Genomic DNA, 14,198 nt, shown 5'->3' with positions numbered 1-14,198 from the left:
GGCGCCGGTTCGCGTCTCAGGCGGTCGTGTCGAACCGGCCCGGACCGGCCCGCCGGGTGGTCACCGGAGCCGGCTCGACCGGGCCCTCCGCCTCGCGACCACCGCCCCCGTCCCCGCCGCCGCGCCGTCCGAACCCGCCGGCCGACTCGAACTGCTGCCGCGCCTGGTCCTGTGGCGAGCCCTGACGCAGGTCCAGCGAGCAGTTCCCGAACCCGGACTCCTGCAGCTCCCGCCGCAGGTCGTCGAGCCCCTGGCGGAGCGCGTCGGTGCCGGCCTCGGTGCCGCCGGTGAGCTGCACGCTGATGTCGCCGTTGCGGATCTCCGCCACCACCTGCACCGGGCCCAGGTCGACCGGGTGCAGCTGCACGGTGAGCCGGTGCACGCCGTCCGCGTCCAGCCGCAGCGGCGCGATCCGCATCGCGATCTGCTCGGCCGGCGGGCCGGTCGGGACCGGGGTGCTGTTCTCGGCCGGGGCGACCGGAGTCGCCGGTGCGGCCGGTGCGGCGGCCTGCGGGCCGGTCACTCCGGGCAGCGGCACGCCGGGCGGGAGCCCGGCATCGCCGGCGGCGGGCTGCGCCGCCGGGATCGCGGTGGGCACGGTGGGTGCCGCGGCCGCGGCGTCCGGCGCGTTTTCGACGGTACGGAACGTCTCCGCCCCCGCCTGCCGCCCCGAGCCGTCCGGTGATCCTTCACCACTGCGGTTCTGCGTCGCGCCGGGCGCCGGGGCCTGCGCGCCGGGAGTCGCCGCCGCGGCGCCGTCGGTGGGCGCGGCCTTCTCGGCGCCGGCGGTCTCCGTGCCGGCCCGGGCGGCCGAGGCCCACGCCGGGCGGGCCGGGGTGCCGGCGACCGCGGGCGTGGCCGGCGGCGTGGCGCCCTGGGCCGTGCCGGGCTGGGGAGTTCCGGGAACCGCACCGCCTGCCGGAGCGCCGGGCCCACCCGGGCCGGGCTGAGCCGGCCCGGCCGCCGGTGCGAGGCCGGCCGCGGCCGGCTGCTGGGCATCGCCGGCTGCCGGTGGTGCCTGAGCCGTGCCGGGAGTGGCGGCCGGCGTGGCCTTCGGGCCGGTGGCGGCCTTGGCGTCGCCGACGGCGGCGATCGACCCGGTCACGGCGGCCAGGCCCGGGGTCGCCACGGCGGGGACCTCACCAGGGACCTTGTCGGTGGCCTTCCCGGCAACCTGCCCGGCGATCTTGCCGGGGATCGGGACGATCGGGTTGACCAGCGGCTGGGCCACGGCGGTCGCGGCGGTGGCCGGATCGGTTTCGGTCTTCTCGGTGGCCTCGCCGCGGACGGGCTTGGCCTTCGCACGGTTGGTGGCCGGGCGGTCCGGGCCGTGCGACTCGGTGGCCGCGCCGGTGTCCCGGTCGTTGTCGTCGTTGTCGACCGGGCGGATGTCGTCGTCCCGGTCGCCGGTGACCCGGTCGGCGCTGTCCGCGTGGTCGCTCGCCGCCCGGCTCGCGGCGTCGGCACGATCGGCGGCGGCGCGGCTCGCGGCGGCCGCCCGGTCGGCGGCTCGGCTCGCCGCGGCCCGCTGGGCGGCGGCGGACTTGGCCGCGGCCCGGTCGGCGGCCGCGTGATCAGCAGCCGCCGCCCGGTCGGCCGTCTCGCGACTGGCGGCCCGCTGATCGGCGGCCCGCTGATCGGCGGCTCGTTGGGTGGCGGCCCGCTGGGTGGCGGCCCGGTCCTGGTCGGTCCGGTTCGTGGCGGCGCGCTCGTCCGGGGCCCGGTCCGCCGGTGGGCGGGGCGGCTGCGGCCGGTCCAGCTCGGGCCGGTCCGCCCGGCCCCGGCCGAGGGCCGCCCGCTCGGTCGCCGCCCGGCTCGCCAGGGCACGCTCCGTGGCGGCCCGGTCCGCGGCCCGCTGGTCGGCGGTCCGGCTCGCCGACCGGAGGTCCGCCGCCTGTTCGGCCGCCTCGTCCCGGTCGTCGCGGTCCAGCTCGGCGGAGAGCGCGGAACCGAAGTCCGCGCCGTCCTCGCGCCGTGCCGCCGGCCGTCGGCCGGTGTCGATCGACGGCCGGTGCTCAGGTCCCGTCACGGAACTCGGCATGATGGTGCGGCTCCTCACTGCTCCGTTGGTTCCGGTGGCTCTGCTGGTTCCGATGGCTGTGCTGGTTCCGGTGGCTGTGCTGGTTCCGATGGCTGTGCTGGTTACCGTGGCCGCTCAGCCGCCGAGCGCGGCCAGGGCCCTCTGCACCTTCGGCACGTACGCCTGGGTCTCGCTGAACGGCGGGATGCCGCCGTACTTGTGCACCGCCCCGCCGCCCGCGTTGTACGCGGCGATCGCCAGCGGCATCGACTTGAACTCCTTCAGCAGGCCCTTCAGCATCTTCGCGGCGCCGTCCACGGCCTGCTCCGGATCGAACGGGTTGTCCACCCCGAGCCCCTTCGCGGTGCCCGGCATCAGCTGCATCATTCCGCGCGCGCCGGCCGGGCTGACCGCCTTCGGGTCGTACCCGGACTCCACCTTCGCGACCGCGGCCAGCAGCTTCGGGTCCACGCCGTGCTTCGCGCCGGCCTTCAGGAACAGGTCCGCGTACGGCACTCCGGCCAGCCCGGAACCCGACACCGACCCGCGCAGCCCGGCCGGGCGCAGCGACGACATGTCCTGCACCGCGGCGGCCGGCACGTCGTCGAGGATCCGGCGGATGGTGGCCGGCTTCTCGTACACCGACTCCACCTTCACGTGATCGCCCGGCTTGGGCGCGGCGATCATCTTGTTGTCACCGATGTAGATCGCCACGTGATGCACCGGCGACCCGAACGCCAGCACGTCACCCGGCTTCGCGTCGCCGAGGCTCGCCACCGGACGGCCCGCGGTCGCCTGCTGCCAGGAGTTGCGGGGCAGCTTCACGCCCAGGTCCTCGTACACCTGCTGGACCAGACCCGAACAGTCCAGGCCCTTCTTCGGGTCGGTGCCGCCGAATACGTACGGCGTACCCAGGTACTTACGGGCCGCGGCCACCACATCGCCGCCGCTCGGCCCGGAAGCCGTGCTCGTACCCTGACCCGGTCCGGACGCCTTCGCCAGCGCCGACGCGAACTTGTCCCCCGACGTCGAGCCGGGCATCGCGGCCGGCGGCGGAGTCAGACCGAGCTGCTCCTGCAACTCGGCGACCCGGGACAGGACCCCACCGACACCCAGGCTCATGGCCGCCCCCCGTCCGACTCGTCCCCGCGGGACGCCGGTGCGGCCGAGCCGCGGGCCGCGTTCCGGGCCTTCGCGGTGACCGCCAGCTCGTCCAGGTTGGCCTGATCGATACGCAGGTCGTTGGCCTTCACCATCGCGGCGTGCCGCTCGGACAGCAGCTCCACGGCCCGTCTGCGCTTCGCCGCGTCGGTGAGCGCGGCCATCTTCTCCCGCTCGACCTCCTCGGCGTCGTTCACCATCCGCTGCGCCCCGAACACCCCGGCCGCCAGCGACTGCCGCGCCACCAGCGCCGCCACCATCGCCCGCGCCGACCCCTCACTCGGCGCGTCCTGCCCGACCAGGTCCAGCTGCCGGCGCTTGACCAGCGCCTGAGCTTCCCGGATCTCCGCCCGCGACTGGACCAGCTCGCCGCGAGCGGCATCCTCCTGCGCCTGACGCGCACGAAGAACCGGGGTGAGACGGAAGATGCGGTTCACGTTGGCCTCCTAGCGGGGCGACGGGCCCTCACACTCCCGGTTCGGCCTTCGGCCAGATCCGCTGAGGCCCTGCACCCAACCCGCAACGACCTGGCACCTCGCGACGTCCGCGGTGCTCCCGCTCAGCCCGGCGACTCACGGATTGCCCGTTTTCCTTCGGTACGGCGATAAAAGTCCCGCCCGTCTCGCGCCGCCCGCCTCGCGCCCGCCCCGCGCCCGCCTCGCCCTGCGCCGCCCCGCGCCCGCCTCGCCCTGCGCCGCCCCGCGGCCGCCTCGCCCTGCGTTGCCCCGCGCCCGCCTCGCCCTGCGTCGTGCCGCGCTCGCCCCGCACCGCCCCGCGGCTGGCCGCGCTACCTCGCGCCGTGCCTGGCGCCACCGCGCCGCCTCGCCGGGCCTGTCCGGCGGCCCGGCTCCCGGCATGGTTCAGTTCTCGTGTTTGGTCTTTTCGCTGGCCCTGGCCATGATCGTTCTGTGGCCGCGCCCTAACTTCTGGACCCGCCCTCCCTTGGGGGAGGTCCCTTATTGCCATTGTCGCCGGATTCTTCAAGATCACGTTGGTGGCCTGTGGACAACCTGCCGCTGTGGAAAACCGCCACTTGCCCGCGCGGCGTGCTAACGCCCGGGGCCCTCAGTTGGGCGGCCTGTCGGCCCCGGCCCTCCGACCACGCGGCCTGCCATGGGTCGGCCGCTCGACCGCGCTGCGCCCAGGACGCCAGCCCGCCCGCTCGACCGCGCTGCGCCCAGTCCCGGCACCCGCCTGCTCGACCGCGCTGCGCCCAGTCCCGCCGCCCGCATGCGTGAACGGCCCAGCGGGCAACGGTCATGCCACGTGCGCCGTGCCGGGCCGCGCGGTGCGGGGCTTCCGCCGTACCGCCGAGGCCTGAACCGCAACCAATCGCATCGCCGCAGCGTGCCGTCGGGTTTGGTGGTGTTGAGGAGGGCGCGCATCGCGCCGCGGCGGGCCGGGAGGGCGCGCATCGCCGCAGCGTGCCGCTGGGGTTACGTGGTGGCGAGGAGGGCGCGCAACGCCGCCCAGGCCCCGTCCGCCGTGACCCGTTCGTCGATGTCCTGGCGCAGGAACGCGTTGATCTGCGGCCATGCCGCGTTGGCCCGGTCCGCCTCCGGGTTGGTGCCGGGTACATACGCGCCGATTTCGACCAGTTCGCGGACGTCGCGGTGGGCGGCCATCAGTCGGCGGAGTTCGGTGGCGTCCGCGCGCTGCTCCCGGGAAGTGATCTTGTTGGCGACCCGGGAGATCGAATCCAGCGCCTGGATACTGGGGAAATGCCCGGCGGTGGCTAGTTTGCGATCCAGGACGATGTGGCCGTCGAGGATCGAGCGGGCCGCGTCGGCGATCGGCTCGTTGTGGTCGTCGCCCTCGACCAGGACGGTGTAGAGGCCGGTGATGCTGCCGCGGGCGCCCGGCCCGGCGCGTTCCAGCAGGCTGGCCAGCATGGCGAAGACCGACGGGGGATAGCCGCGGGTGGCCGGCGGCTCGCCGACGGAGAGGCCGACCTCGCGCTGGGCCATCGCCGCGCGGGTGACGCTGTCCATCATGAGCAGGACGTCGGCGCCCTCGTCGCGGTAGTACTCGGCGATCCGGGTGGCGACCGAGCCGGCCCGGAGCCGGACCAGCGGCGGGGTGTCCGAGGTGGCGATCACCACGACCGAGCGGGCCAGGCCCTCCTCGCCGAGGTCGTGCTCGATGAACTCGCGGACCTCGCGGCCGCGCTCGCCGACCAGGGCGACCACGTTCAGCTCGGCCGAGGTGCCCCGGGTGATCATGCTCATCAGGGTGGACTTGCCGACGCCGGAGCCGGCGAAGATGCCGATGCGCTGGCCGCGGCCGCAGGGGACGAGCGTGTCGAGGACGCGTACGCCCAGGGACATCGGCCGGTCGACGAGCTGGCGTTCCATCGCCGACGGCGGGCCCTGTTCGATGCCGACCAGCTCGCCGCGCAGCGGCGGTCCGCCGTCCATCGGGCGGCCGAGGCCGTCCAGGATGCGGCCGCGCAGGTCCGGGCCGACCGAGATGCGCAGTGGCCCGCCGGTGTTCATCGCGGGCGTGCCGGTGCCGAGCCCGGCGATCGGGCCGAGCGGCAGGCAGTTGAGCTGCTGTCCGTCGAGCGCCGCGACCTCGGCGAGCACCGCGTCCGGCCCGGTGCCGATCCGCAGCAGGTCGCCGACCCGGGCGGCCAGGCCGCTGACCGTGACCCGCAGGCCGACGGCGCCGGTGACCTTGCCGCTGACGGTGGGGCGGGCGGCCCGGACCGCACTCTGCAGGCGGTGGTGGAAGACGTCGGTCATAGCCGCAGGGCCTCCCGGGCCCGGGCGATCGCCGCTTCGATGGTGGCGTCGACGGTCGCGGTGCCGGTCTCGGCGATCGCGTCGCCAGGGCGCAGGGCCGGGTCGGCGTGCAGGTTGATCGGCCGGCCCTGGTAGTCGAAGGTGCCGCCGGCGTCGCCGACCAGGTTCGCGTAGTCCTCGGGGTGCAGCCGGACCAGCACATTGCCGTGTTCCGGCGCCGCGGTCATGGCCCGGCGCAGCGCGTCCTGCCCGCGCTCCGGGTCGTCCCGCAGGTTGCGCGCGACGATCGCCTCGGCCAGCTCGAACGCGCTGCTCAGCACGACTTCCTGGAGCTCGGTGAAGGTGGGCATGAGCTGGTCCTCCAGCCCGGTGACGGCCCGGCCGAGCGCGTTGACGGCGTGCGACAGGGCGGTCGTGCGCCGCTGCTCGTGGTGCTGCTCGGCGGCGTGCGCGCGGGCCGCGGCGTCCTCGGCGGCCGCCACGGCGTCGCGTTTGCCCTGGGCCCAGCCCTCGGCGTAGCCGGCGGCCCGGGCGCTCTGCCGTTCGTCCTCGATGAGTTTCGGGTCGTGCGGGTCCGGCAGGCGCAGGTCGTTCGCGAACCGGGCGGCGGCCGCGTTCTCGGCGATCACCCCGCGCAGGATCGGGCTGTCAGGCGATGAGCTCATCGGCCTCGCCGCCGCGCTGGATCTCGATCTGGCCGGAGTCCTCCAGCGTGCGGATGACGCCGACGATCTTCGCCTGCGACTCCTCGACCATCTTGACCTTGACCGGGCCGAGCAGGTCGATCTCCTCGAGCAGGTTCTCCCGGCCGCGTTCGGAGAGGTTCTTGGTGACCTTGTCGCGGACGCCTTCCGGCACGCCCTTGAGGGCGGTGGCCAGGTCGGCCGGCTCCACCTGGCGCAGGATCAGCTGCACCGCGCGGTCCTCCAGGTTGATGATGTCCTCGAACATGAACATCCGGCGCCGGATCTCCTCGGCCAGCTCGGGGCTGCGGGCGTCCAGGGCTTCCAGGATGAGCCGTTCGGTGGTGCGGTCGGCGCGGTTGATGATGTCGACCAGCGGTTGCAGGCCGCCGACCGTGGAGAGCTCGTCCGGCTGGAGCACGCTGGACAGCTTGCGCTGCAGCGCGCTCTCCACCTGGCGGATGATGTCCGGCGAGGTGCGGTCCATGATCGCGATCCGGTGCGCGACCTCGGTCTGCACCTCCAGCGGCAGGCCGGCCAGGATCGACGAGGCCAGGCCGGCCGGGATGTGCGCGAGGACCAGCGCGATGGTCTGCGGGTGCTCGTACTGCACGTACGAGAGAAGTTGCCGGGGGTCGGCGTTGCTGAGGAAGTTGAACGGGATGTCGTTCATCGACGCTTCGAGCCGGTCCAGGATCAGCGCCGCGCGTTCCTTGCCGAGCGAGGCTTCCAGCAGCTCACGGGCGTAGTCCATGCCGCCGGTCCCGGCGAACCGGGTGGTCGCCATGGCGTAGAACTCGTCCATCACGTCGTCGACCTGGACGGGGTCGAGCTTGCCCAGCCGCGCGACCTCCGCGGAGAGCAACTCGACCTCCTTCTCGGACATACTCGCCAGCACCTGCGCGGATTGTTCCCTGCCGAACTGGATCAGCATGATGGCGGCCTTGCGGACGCCCGTCATGGAGAGCGTGGTGAGCGCGGGTGTGGTCAACGCGTACTCCTCGAACCGTCTTCCGTGCCTGTCTGGGGGTCAGTGGTGTGTCGTCGCGTCGGCGGACATCCAACCGCGCAGCAGGGTGGCCATCTCGTCCGGCTTCTCCTTGACCATCTCTTCGATCGAGCGGTGCCGTTCCTCGCGGGCCTCGTCGTGCTCCTCGACGGGGGTACCGCCCTCGATCATTCCGGCGGCGTGCATGGCCTGGGTGGCCTCCAGTTCGGCCTGGCGCTGCGCGTCCAGCGCGGCCTGCATCTCCTCCAGGTGCGCCTTCTCCTCGGCGGTGAGCTGCTGACGCCGCTTGGCGCGCCGGCTGGCCCGCCAGGCCAGGAAGATCAGCATCAGTACGACGAACGCGAGCGCCCCGGTCTTGACCAGGGTGAGCTGCTTGCTCTGCTTGTCCGCGGCGGCCGCGGCGGCCAGTTCGCTCTTGGCGGCCTGCTGGGCCGAGGTGTCGAACGGCATGGCGCTGACCGCGATCGTGTCCCCGCGGGTGGAGTCGATGCCGGCCGCCGAGCTGACCAGTTGCTGCACCTGGGTCGGATCGACCGAGGCGGCGGTGGTGCTGTCCAGCAGGACCGCGACGCTCAGCCGCCGGATGCTGCCGGGCGCCTTCCGGCGGACCTCCTGCGTCTCGTTGAGCGCGTTCTGCCGGGCGTCGTTCTTGTTGGCGTACTGGCCGTTGGAGCCGGAGCCGCTGGGCACCTGGATGTTGTCCGGGCCGAGCACGCCGCCGTTGCCGACGCCGCTGCCGCTGTAGGTCTCGGAGGAGGAGGTCTCGGAGAGCGACGGGAGGGAGGGGTCGGAGCTGTACGACTTGCTGCGCGTCTCGGTCTGGTCGAAGTCCAGGTCGGCGGTCGTGGTGACGACCGAGTGCCCGGGACCGACCAGCCGGTCGAGCATGGTCTGCAGCGCGGAGTTCATCCGGTTCTGGAACTCGACGGTCTGCGCCTCGGTGCCGCTGTCCCCTCCGGTGGCGATCGTCGCGCCGCCGCCGGTGGAGAGGATCTTGCCGTCCGCACCGGCGACGGTGACCTGCGTCGGGTCCAGGCCCTCGACGCTGGAGGCGACCAGGTGCACGATCGCCTGCACCTGGTCGCCGCTCAACGGGCTGGTCGACTTGGAGGCCACCAGCACCGACGCGGTCGGCTTGGCGGTGTTGTCGGCGAAGACGTCCTTCTGCGGCAGCACCAGGTGCACGGTGGCCGCCTCGACGCCGTCGATCGACTTGATGGTCTTGGCGAGCTCGCCTTCGAGCGCCCGCTGGTAGTTGGCGTGCTGCATGAAGTCGCTGGTGGTGATGCCCTGCTGGTCCAGCAGCGAGTAGCCGGTGCCCTCGTCGTTCGGCAGGTTCTCGCCGGAGAGCTGCAGGCGCAGGGCGTTCACCTGGTCGCGCGGCACCATGATGGTCTGGCCGTCGTTCGCCAGCTCGTACTTGGTGCCGGATTTCTGCAGCGACTCGACGATGGCGCCGGCGTCCTTCGTCGACAGGTTGTTGAAGAGGATCGCGTACGACGGCTTCGCCGCCCAGGTCGCGAAGAAGTACCCCCCGACGACGATGGCGACGATGGCGAAAATCGTGACAGCCTTCTGTCCCGGCGTGAAGGACTTGAAGGTGTCCGTTATGCGGCGTACCGGAGCGGGAAGGCGGTCAGTCATGTCAGGCCTGCATCCTCATGATCTCTTGGAAGGCTTCGACGGCCTTGTTCCGTACGGCAAGAGTCATCTGAAGCCCGAGAGACGCCTCGTTCGCGGCCATCGTGTACTGGGCCGGGTCCTGCAGCGTCCCGTTGGCGACCTGGACGGCGAGGTCGCTCGCCTTGTCCTGGGAGGCCTGGACACTCTCCAGTCCCTTGGAGAGCATCCGGGCGAAGTCGGTGTTCGGGCTGGCCGTCTTGGCGGCCTCGTCGAAGTCCAGGTTGTCGCTGACGCCCGAAATGCCCGCCGCACCTGACATACCCGAAATTCCGGAGATTCCGCTGAATCCAGAGATTCCACCGATGGGATTGATCGCGCTCATGATCACTTCCCGAGGTTGATAGCGGCGGCGTAGGCGTCCCGCGCCCGGTCGACGACCGAGAGATTCGCCTGGTAGGAGCGCTGCGCCATGATCATCTGGGCCATCTGGCTGCCCATGTCGATGTCCGGCCGGCGGACGTAGCCCTGCGCGTCGGCGAGCGGGTTGTCCGGCTCGTACGCCAGGATGCCCTGCGCGTTGCCGAGCTGAACGCCGGCGACCTCGGCGCCGTTGCCGTCCTGCGCGGCCCGGGCCTGCACATATCGGGCCTGGAACGCGTTCTCGGACGTACGGCTGGTGTTGTTCATGTTCGCGATGTTGTCGGAGACCGCGTCGAGCCACTTGCGGTAGACCGTCACGCCGGTGCCCGCGACCCCGATGGCGTTGAAGATGCTCATCCTCAGGCTCCCTTGATGGCGTCGCGCAGCAGGCCGTACTTGCTGTCGATGGCCCGGAGGGTGAGCTGGTAGCGCATCGTGGTGTCGATGTGCGACAGCGTCTCCTCGTCGAGGTTGACGTTGTTGCCGTTGAGCCGGGTGGGCTCCAGCGACTCACTCGTGCTGGGCGTGATGCCCAGCGGCGACTGGCCGCGAGCGACGGCACCCTGGAGGGCCTCCTCGAACTTGACCTTACGGGCACGGAAGCCCGGGGTCTCGACGTTCGCGATGTTGTTGGCAATGGCGTTCTGCCGGGCCGACAGGCCGGTGACAGCGACGCGCAGTGCAGACGTGGAAAGGTCGTCGAACACTTCGCAGCTCCCTGATCGATCCGTCTCGGTCGCCGTTCCGTGGCTTTTCGGTGAGCAATCCGTGCTCGTACCATGCAGTTCGGCGAGCTTGGTGATCGGCTGAGCGTCAGACGGTTGCTGCGAGGTTGCACACGAAAACGTCCCGGACCCCCATGGGGTTTCCGGGACGTTCGCGTCTTACATGGCGCAATCCAGATAGACCGGTCGTTTGACCGCCTCTCCGGTCTCGATGCGGGCGGTCATCGCCGTCTGCTGGCGGTTCGCGGTCAGCCGCCGGGCGATCTCCTCGGCCGCGGCCAGCTGGCGGGTGAGGATCTCGTCGGCCCGCGGCTTGAGCTCCAGCGGCAGCGCGCCCAGCTCGGTGGGCGGCTTCCAGATGTCGGCCGGCGGGCTCTCCGCGTAGCGATGCTCGTCGGCGAGCATCGCCTCGATCGTCGCGACGTCCATCTCGAGCTCGTCGAGCGCCGCTGTCCAGGCGCCCCGCCAGTCCTCGGTCATCGCTCTGCTCACACCTTCGCGGCGGTCACGGCGGCCTCGCGCCAGGCGTCCCGCAGCGGCTCCAGCAGCGCGCGGCAGGTGGCCACCCGCTCCGGGCTCCGGGCGATGTTCGCGCCGATCAGTTCGGTCAGCAGGTACCCGTACAGGTTGGCCAGGCCGGGAGCGCCGTCCCACGCTTCCACGTCGAGCGAGACCCGAAGCTCCAGGACGATCTCCTGCGCGTGGTTGAGCTTGTCGTTGGCCAGCTCCCGGTCACCCTTGAGCAGGGCGTCCTCGGCGTGGTTCAGGTCGAGGATCAACCGGTCGTAGAGCATGGTCAGCAGCTTCGCGGGAGAAGCCGTGTTGATCGAGTCCTGCAGGTAACGGTCGCGAAGGTTGGACGCGGTCATGGATCTCCTCGGTCAGGGCCGGCGGCTGGGCGGGGTCGTCGGTCGTGCGGGCGGGCGAGCGGGTCAGCCGAGGCTGGACAGCTGCCCGGAGAGCCAGGTGGACTTGCTCTTGAGACTGCCGAGGGAGGACTCGAGGGCGGTGTACTGCCGCTGCAGGGCGACCTTCTTGGCCGCCAGCCGTACGTCCCAGTTGTCGATCTGGTCGTTGAGCGAGTCGATCTCGTTCTTCCGGCCGGTGATCACCGCGGTGACCGCGGTGGTCTGCTTGTCGGTGAGCGTCCGGACCTTGTTGCCGAACGCGATGCCGGCTTCCTGGACCTTGGCCGGATTGTCGTTGTACGCCTGGGTGAACGCCGCCTCGTCGAACGACAGCGTCCCGTCCTTGGTCAGCGAGACACCGAGCTGGTTGAGCGAGCCGAAGTCCACCGTCGAGGTGCTCTCGACCCCGTTGCTGTCCTTCGACGTCTTGTCGTACGACAGCCCGTTGCTGACCATGCTGAGCAGCGCCGCGTTCATCTGCCGGACGGTGAAGTCACCGGTCAGCGGCGAGCCCTGCTTGGTGTCGGTGTCGTACGTCGTCTGGGTCTTGATCTCGGCGATCGAGGCGTTGGCCGCGTCGACCAGCGCTTTCATCTTGGACGCGATGGCGGTGGTGTCGGTGGTCGCGTCGACCGTGACACCCGTCTCCTCCTTCGCGACCGTGAGGGTCACGCCGGGCATCAGCGCGCTGAACGTGTTCGTGCTGCTGTTGACCTTGTACTCCGAGGAGGTGCCCGGGTTCATGGTCAGCACCGCGTCCTTGGACGCCGTGGTGGTCGGCCCGGTGCCGCCGCTGCCGGTGGTCTCCAGGCCGGTGATCTGGAAGCCGTTCGCGGCGCCGCTCTTCATCCCGCTGAACTGCACGACGCCCTTGTTGCCCGAGGTGTTGACCACCGTCGCGCGGATGCCCAGGGCGGCCGACTGCGAGTTCACCGCGGTGGTCAGCTTCGCCGCGGTCTTCGGCTCCTCGACCGTGATGGTCACCGGGTCGCCGACCGCGGTGAACTGGTCGGCGCCGTTGGCGTCCTTCGACCAGGTGCCGGGCTGGACGGTGACCGACGACGGGACCGACTGCTCGGCGGTGGTGTCGTCGACCTGCAGCACGCTGACCTGTGAGCGGGCCACCGAGGTGACGTCGAAGGTGGCGGTGCCGGACATGCCGGTCAGGCCGCCGGTCGCGGTCGCGGTGACGCTCGTCGAGCTGGAGGTCGCGGTGAGGGCGCGCCAGGAGCCGAGCGAGGCCAGCGACTCGGCGGCCGACTTCGCCGACTTGAGCTTGGCGTTGACCGACTGGTAGGAGGCCACCGCGGTCTGCGCGGTCTCGACCTTGGTCTTGAGCTTGGTCTGTGGGGCCGCCTCGACCTGCATCAACGAAGTGATCATCGAGGTGGTGTTGAGGCCACTGACGAGGCCGTCGACGGAGCTGGTCACTGGTGCCTGCCTTTCCTGCCGGGACGTCGTACCGGGGGCGGGAGCGGAGCGGGGGCAGCCGGTCGAATTTCCCGGCTACCCCCAACTCTTCGGCCGTTGGCCGAGGCATTTCAGCCGCTACCGGTAGCTATCCGGTTGCGGTCCGCGGTCAGCGGAGCAGCGACAGCACGTTCTGCGCGGACTGGTTCGCCTGCGACAGCATCGAGGTGCCGGCCTGGGTGAGGATCTGGTTCCGGGTGAAGGACACCATCTCCTGCGCCATGTCGGTGTCCCGGATCCGGGACTCCGACGCGGACAGGTTCTCGACCGACACGTTGAGGTTGTTGATGGTGTGCTCGAAGCGGTTCTGGTGCGCACCCAGCTTGGCCCGGGTGTCGGAGACCGACTGGATCGCGGTGTCCAGCGCGTCCATCGCCTCGGCGGCGCCGGACTTGGTGCCGGCCACCGGGTCGGCCGCCCGGGTCAGGTCCAGGCCGTTGAGGCCGAGGCCCTTCGAGTTGATGGCGCCGATGCCGACGCTCAGGGTCTCGCCCGAGTTCGCACCGATCTGGAAGGCGCCCGGCGTGGCGCCGGCCTTCGCGGTCGAGGCGCCGGCGGTGATGCCCAGGTTGCCGGTGGAGTCGGTGGTGAAGCCGGAGGTGCCGTTCAGGTTGAACGTGAGCGCACCGCTGGTCTTGTCCACCTCGGCGGACACCTCGATCGTGGTGTCGCCGTAGCCGGCGTCCTTCATGGCGCTGGAGATGGCGTTGTTGATCTTGGCGGCCGCCTCCTGCGGGCTGAGCGCGTTGCCCTTGCTGTCGGTGAGGGCGACGTCCGCGACGTTGATCGGTGCCGCCGCGCCGGTGGAGTCCTTGGTCAGCTGGCCGTTGATCGTGCTGATCGAGATGGCACCGGAGGTGGCCGGCACCGCCGCGACGGCCGGCGTGGTCGCGGTCGCCGCGGTGCCCGGGATGGCCGTGCCCTTCTGCTCCGCGGCCATCCCGAAGGAGCCGTCGAGCAGCTTCGACTTACCGAACGCGGTGGTGTCGCTGACCCGGTCGATCTCGGCCGAGAGCTGGTTGAACTCGGCCCCGGCGGCCTTCTTCGCGTCGTCGTCGAGCGACGCGTTGTTGGCCTGCACCGACAGGTCGCGCATGCGCTGCAGCATGCTCGTGGTCTCGTTGAGCGCACCCTCAGCGGTCTGCACGACGCTGATCGCGTCCTGCGCGTTCCGGACCGCGACCTTGAGGCCACCGGTCTGCGCGCGCAGGCCCTCGGAGATCGAGAGGCCGGCCGCGTCGTCGGCGGCCCGGTTGATCCGGAAACCACTGGACAACTTCTCCAGCGACTTCTGCATCTGGCCGTCGGTCACCGACAGGTTCCGGTACGCGTTCTGGGCGGCGATGTTCTGGTTGATGCGAAGACCCATGGGGTTTTCCTCCTTGAGTGGGGTCTTGAGCGGCCCGTCCATGAGCCGATGTGTTGCGCCTTTCCC

Annotated in this window: 14 protein-coding genes; all 14 read right to left on the bottom strand. The window is 71.4% G+C overall.

All coding sequences use genetic code 11. The features are described 5' to 3' along the window. Positions 1-16: 16 nt before the first annotated feature. Entirely contained in the window at positions 17-2,029 is a 2,013-nt protein-coding gene (locus L3i22_RS50765) for a flagellar hook-length control protein FliK (RefSeq protein ID WP_221324536.1), read from the bottom strand. 126 nt (positions 2,030-2,155) lie between these two features. Beyond that, on the bottom strand, positions 2,156-3,142 hold the full coding sequence (locus tag L3i22_RS50760; RefSeq protein WP_221324535.1) for a transglycosylase SLT domain-containing protein: 987 nt from the start codon (positions 3,140-3,142) through the stop codon (positions 2,156-2,158). After that, positions 3,139-3,618 (bottom strand): flagellar export protein FliJ, encoded by a 480-nt coding sequence (locus tag L3i22_RS50755; RefSeq protein ID WP_221324534.1) that lies wholly within the window; start codon positions 3,616-3,618, stop codon positions 3,139-3,141. Before L3i22_RS50755 ends, L3i22_RS50760 begins: the two co-directional genes overlap by 4 nt. A gap of 999 nt (positions 3,619-4,617) precedes the next feature. Then, the gene (locus tag L3i22_RS50750; RefSeq protein ID WP_221324533.1) at positions 4,618-5,925 is read right to left on the bottom strand and encodes a FliI/YscN family ATPase; all 1,308 of its coding nucleotides are present in this window, start codon (positions 5,923-5,925) and stop codon (positions 4,618-4,620) included. Further along, positions 5,922-6,590: a FliH/SctL family protein gene (locus L3i22_RS50745; protein ID WP_221324532.1), complete on the bottom strand. Its 669-nt coding sequence runs from the start codon at positions 6,588-6,590 to the stop codon at positions 5,922-5,924. Before L3i22_RS50745 ends, L3i22_RS50750 begins: the two co-directional genes overlap by 4 nt. Beyond that, the gene (fliG, locus tag L3i22_RS50740) at positions 6,574-7,599 is read right to left on the bottom strand and encodes a flagellar motor switch protein FliG (RefSeq protein ID WP_221324531.1); all 1,026 of its coding nucleotides are present in this window, start codon (positions 7,597-7,599) and stop codon (positions 6,574-6,576) included. The genes L3i22_RS50745 and fliG overlap by 17 nt, the downstream gene beginning before the upstream one ends. Before the next feature lie 39 nt (positions 7,600-7,638). Further along, positions 7,639-9,261 carry a flagellar basal-body MS-ring/collar protein FliF gene (fliF, locus tag L3i22_RS50735; RefSeq protein ID WP_221324530.1) on the bottom strand — a complete coding sequence of 541 codons (1,623 nt, stop codon included), beginning with the start codon at positions 9,259-9,261 and terminating at the stop codon, positions 7,639-7,641. A gap of 1 nt (position 9,262) precedes the next feature. Then, positions 9,263-9,622: a flagellar hook-basal body complex protein FliE gene (gene fliE / locus L3i22_RS50730; protein ID WP_221324529.1), complete on the bottom strand. Its 360-nt coding sequence runs from the start codon at positions 9,620-9,622 to the stop codon at positions 9,263-9,265. 2 nt (positions 9,623-9,624) lie between these two features. Then, on the bottom strand, positions 9,625-10,017 hold the full coding sequence (locus tag L3i22_RS50725) for a flagellar basal body rod protein FlgC (RefSeq protein WP_221324528.1): 393 nt from the start codon (positions 10,015-10,017) through the stop codon (positions 9,625-9,627). 2 nt (positions 10,018-10,019) lie between these two features. Next, complete coding sequence (locus L3i22_RS50720) at positions 10,020-10,367, bottom strand: flagellar basal body protein (protein ID WP_221324527.1); 348 nt, start codon at positions 10,365-10,367, stop codon at positions 10,020-10,022. Positions 10,368-10,544: 177 nt separating this feature from the next. After that, the gene (locus L3i22_RS50715; RefSeq protein WP_221324526.1) at positions 10,545-10,865 is read right to left on the bottom strand and encodes a hypothetical protein; all 321 of its coding nucleotides are present in this window, start codon (positions 10,863-10,865) and stop codon (positions 10,545-10,547) included. Positions 10,866-10,873: 8 nt separating this feature from the next. Then, positions 10,874-11,254, bottom strand: a complete 381-nt coding sequence (gene fliS / locus L3i22_RS50710) for a flagellar export chaperone FliS (RefSeq protein ID WP_221324525.1) — start codon at positions 11,252-11,254, stop codon at positions 10,874-10,876. Positions 11,255-11,317: 63 nt separating this feature from the next. After that, positions 11,318-12,724, bottom strand: coding sequence for a flagellar filament capping protein FliD (gene fliD, locus L3i22_RS50705; RefSeq protein ID WP_221324524.1), 1,407 nt, complete (start codon positions 12,722-12,724; stop codon positions 11,318-11,320). A 148-nt stretch (positions 12,725-12,872) separates the two neighbouring features. After that, a complete protein-coding gene (locus L3i22_RS50700; protein WP_221324523.1) occupies positions 12,873-14,132 on the bottom strand; it encodes a flagellin in 1,260 nt (419 codons plus the stop codon). Positions 14,133-14,198 lie beyond the last annotated feature (66 nt).

It is taken from the genome of Actinoplanes sp. L3-i22 (genome assembly GCF_019704555.1).
Lineage (GTDB): Bacteria > Actinomycetota > Actinomycetes > Mycobacteriales > Micromonosporaceae > Actinoplanes.
This window is presented reverse-complemented; position numbering and strand designations above follow the sequence as displayed.

What these genes read in the sequence shown, in the direction of transcription:
- L3i22_RS50760 (WP_221324535.1), bottom strand. Translation starts at nt 3,142, where the DNA reads ATGAGCCTGGGTGTCGGTGGGGTCCTGTCCCGGGTCGCCGAGTTGCAG.
- L3i22_RS50750 (WP_221324533.1), bottom strand. Translation starts at nt 5,925, where the DNA reads ATGACCGACGTCTTCCACCACCGCCTGCAGAGTGCGGTCCGGGCCGCC.
- L3i22_RS50745 (WP_221324532.1), bottom strand. Translation starts at nt 6,590, where the DNA reads ATGAGCTCATCGCCTGACAGCCCGATCCTGCGCGGGGTGATCGCCGAG.
- fliF (WP_221324530.1), bottom strand. Translation starts at nt 9,261, where the DNA reads ATGACTGACCGCCTTCCCGCTCCGGTACGCCGCATAACGGACACCTTC.
- fliE (WP_221324529.1), bottom strand. Translation starts at nt 9,622, where the DNA reads ATGAGCGCGATCAATCCCATCGGTGGAATCTCTGGATTCAGCGGAATC.
- L3i22_RS50725 (WP_221324528.1), bottom strand. Translation starts at nt 10,017, where the DNA reads ATGAGCATCTTCAACGCCATCGGGGTCGCGGGCACCGGCGTGACGGTC.
- L3i22_RS50715 (WP_221324526.1), bottom strand. Translation starts at nt 10,865, where the DNA reads ATGACCGAGGACTGGCGGGGCGCCTGGACAGCGGCGCTCGACGAGCTC.
- fliS (WP_221324525.1), bottom strand. Translation starts at nt 11,254, where the DNA reads ATGACCGCGTCCAACCTTCGCGACCGTTACCTGCAGGACTCGATCAAC.
- L3i22_RS50700 (WP_221324523.1), bottom strand. Translation starts at nt 14,132, where the DNA reads ATGGGTCTTCGCATCAACCAGAACATCGCCGCCCAGAACGCGTACCGG.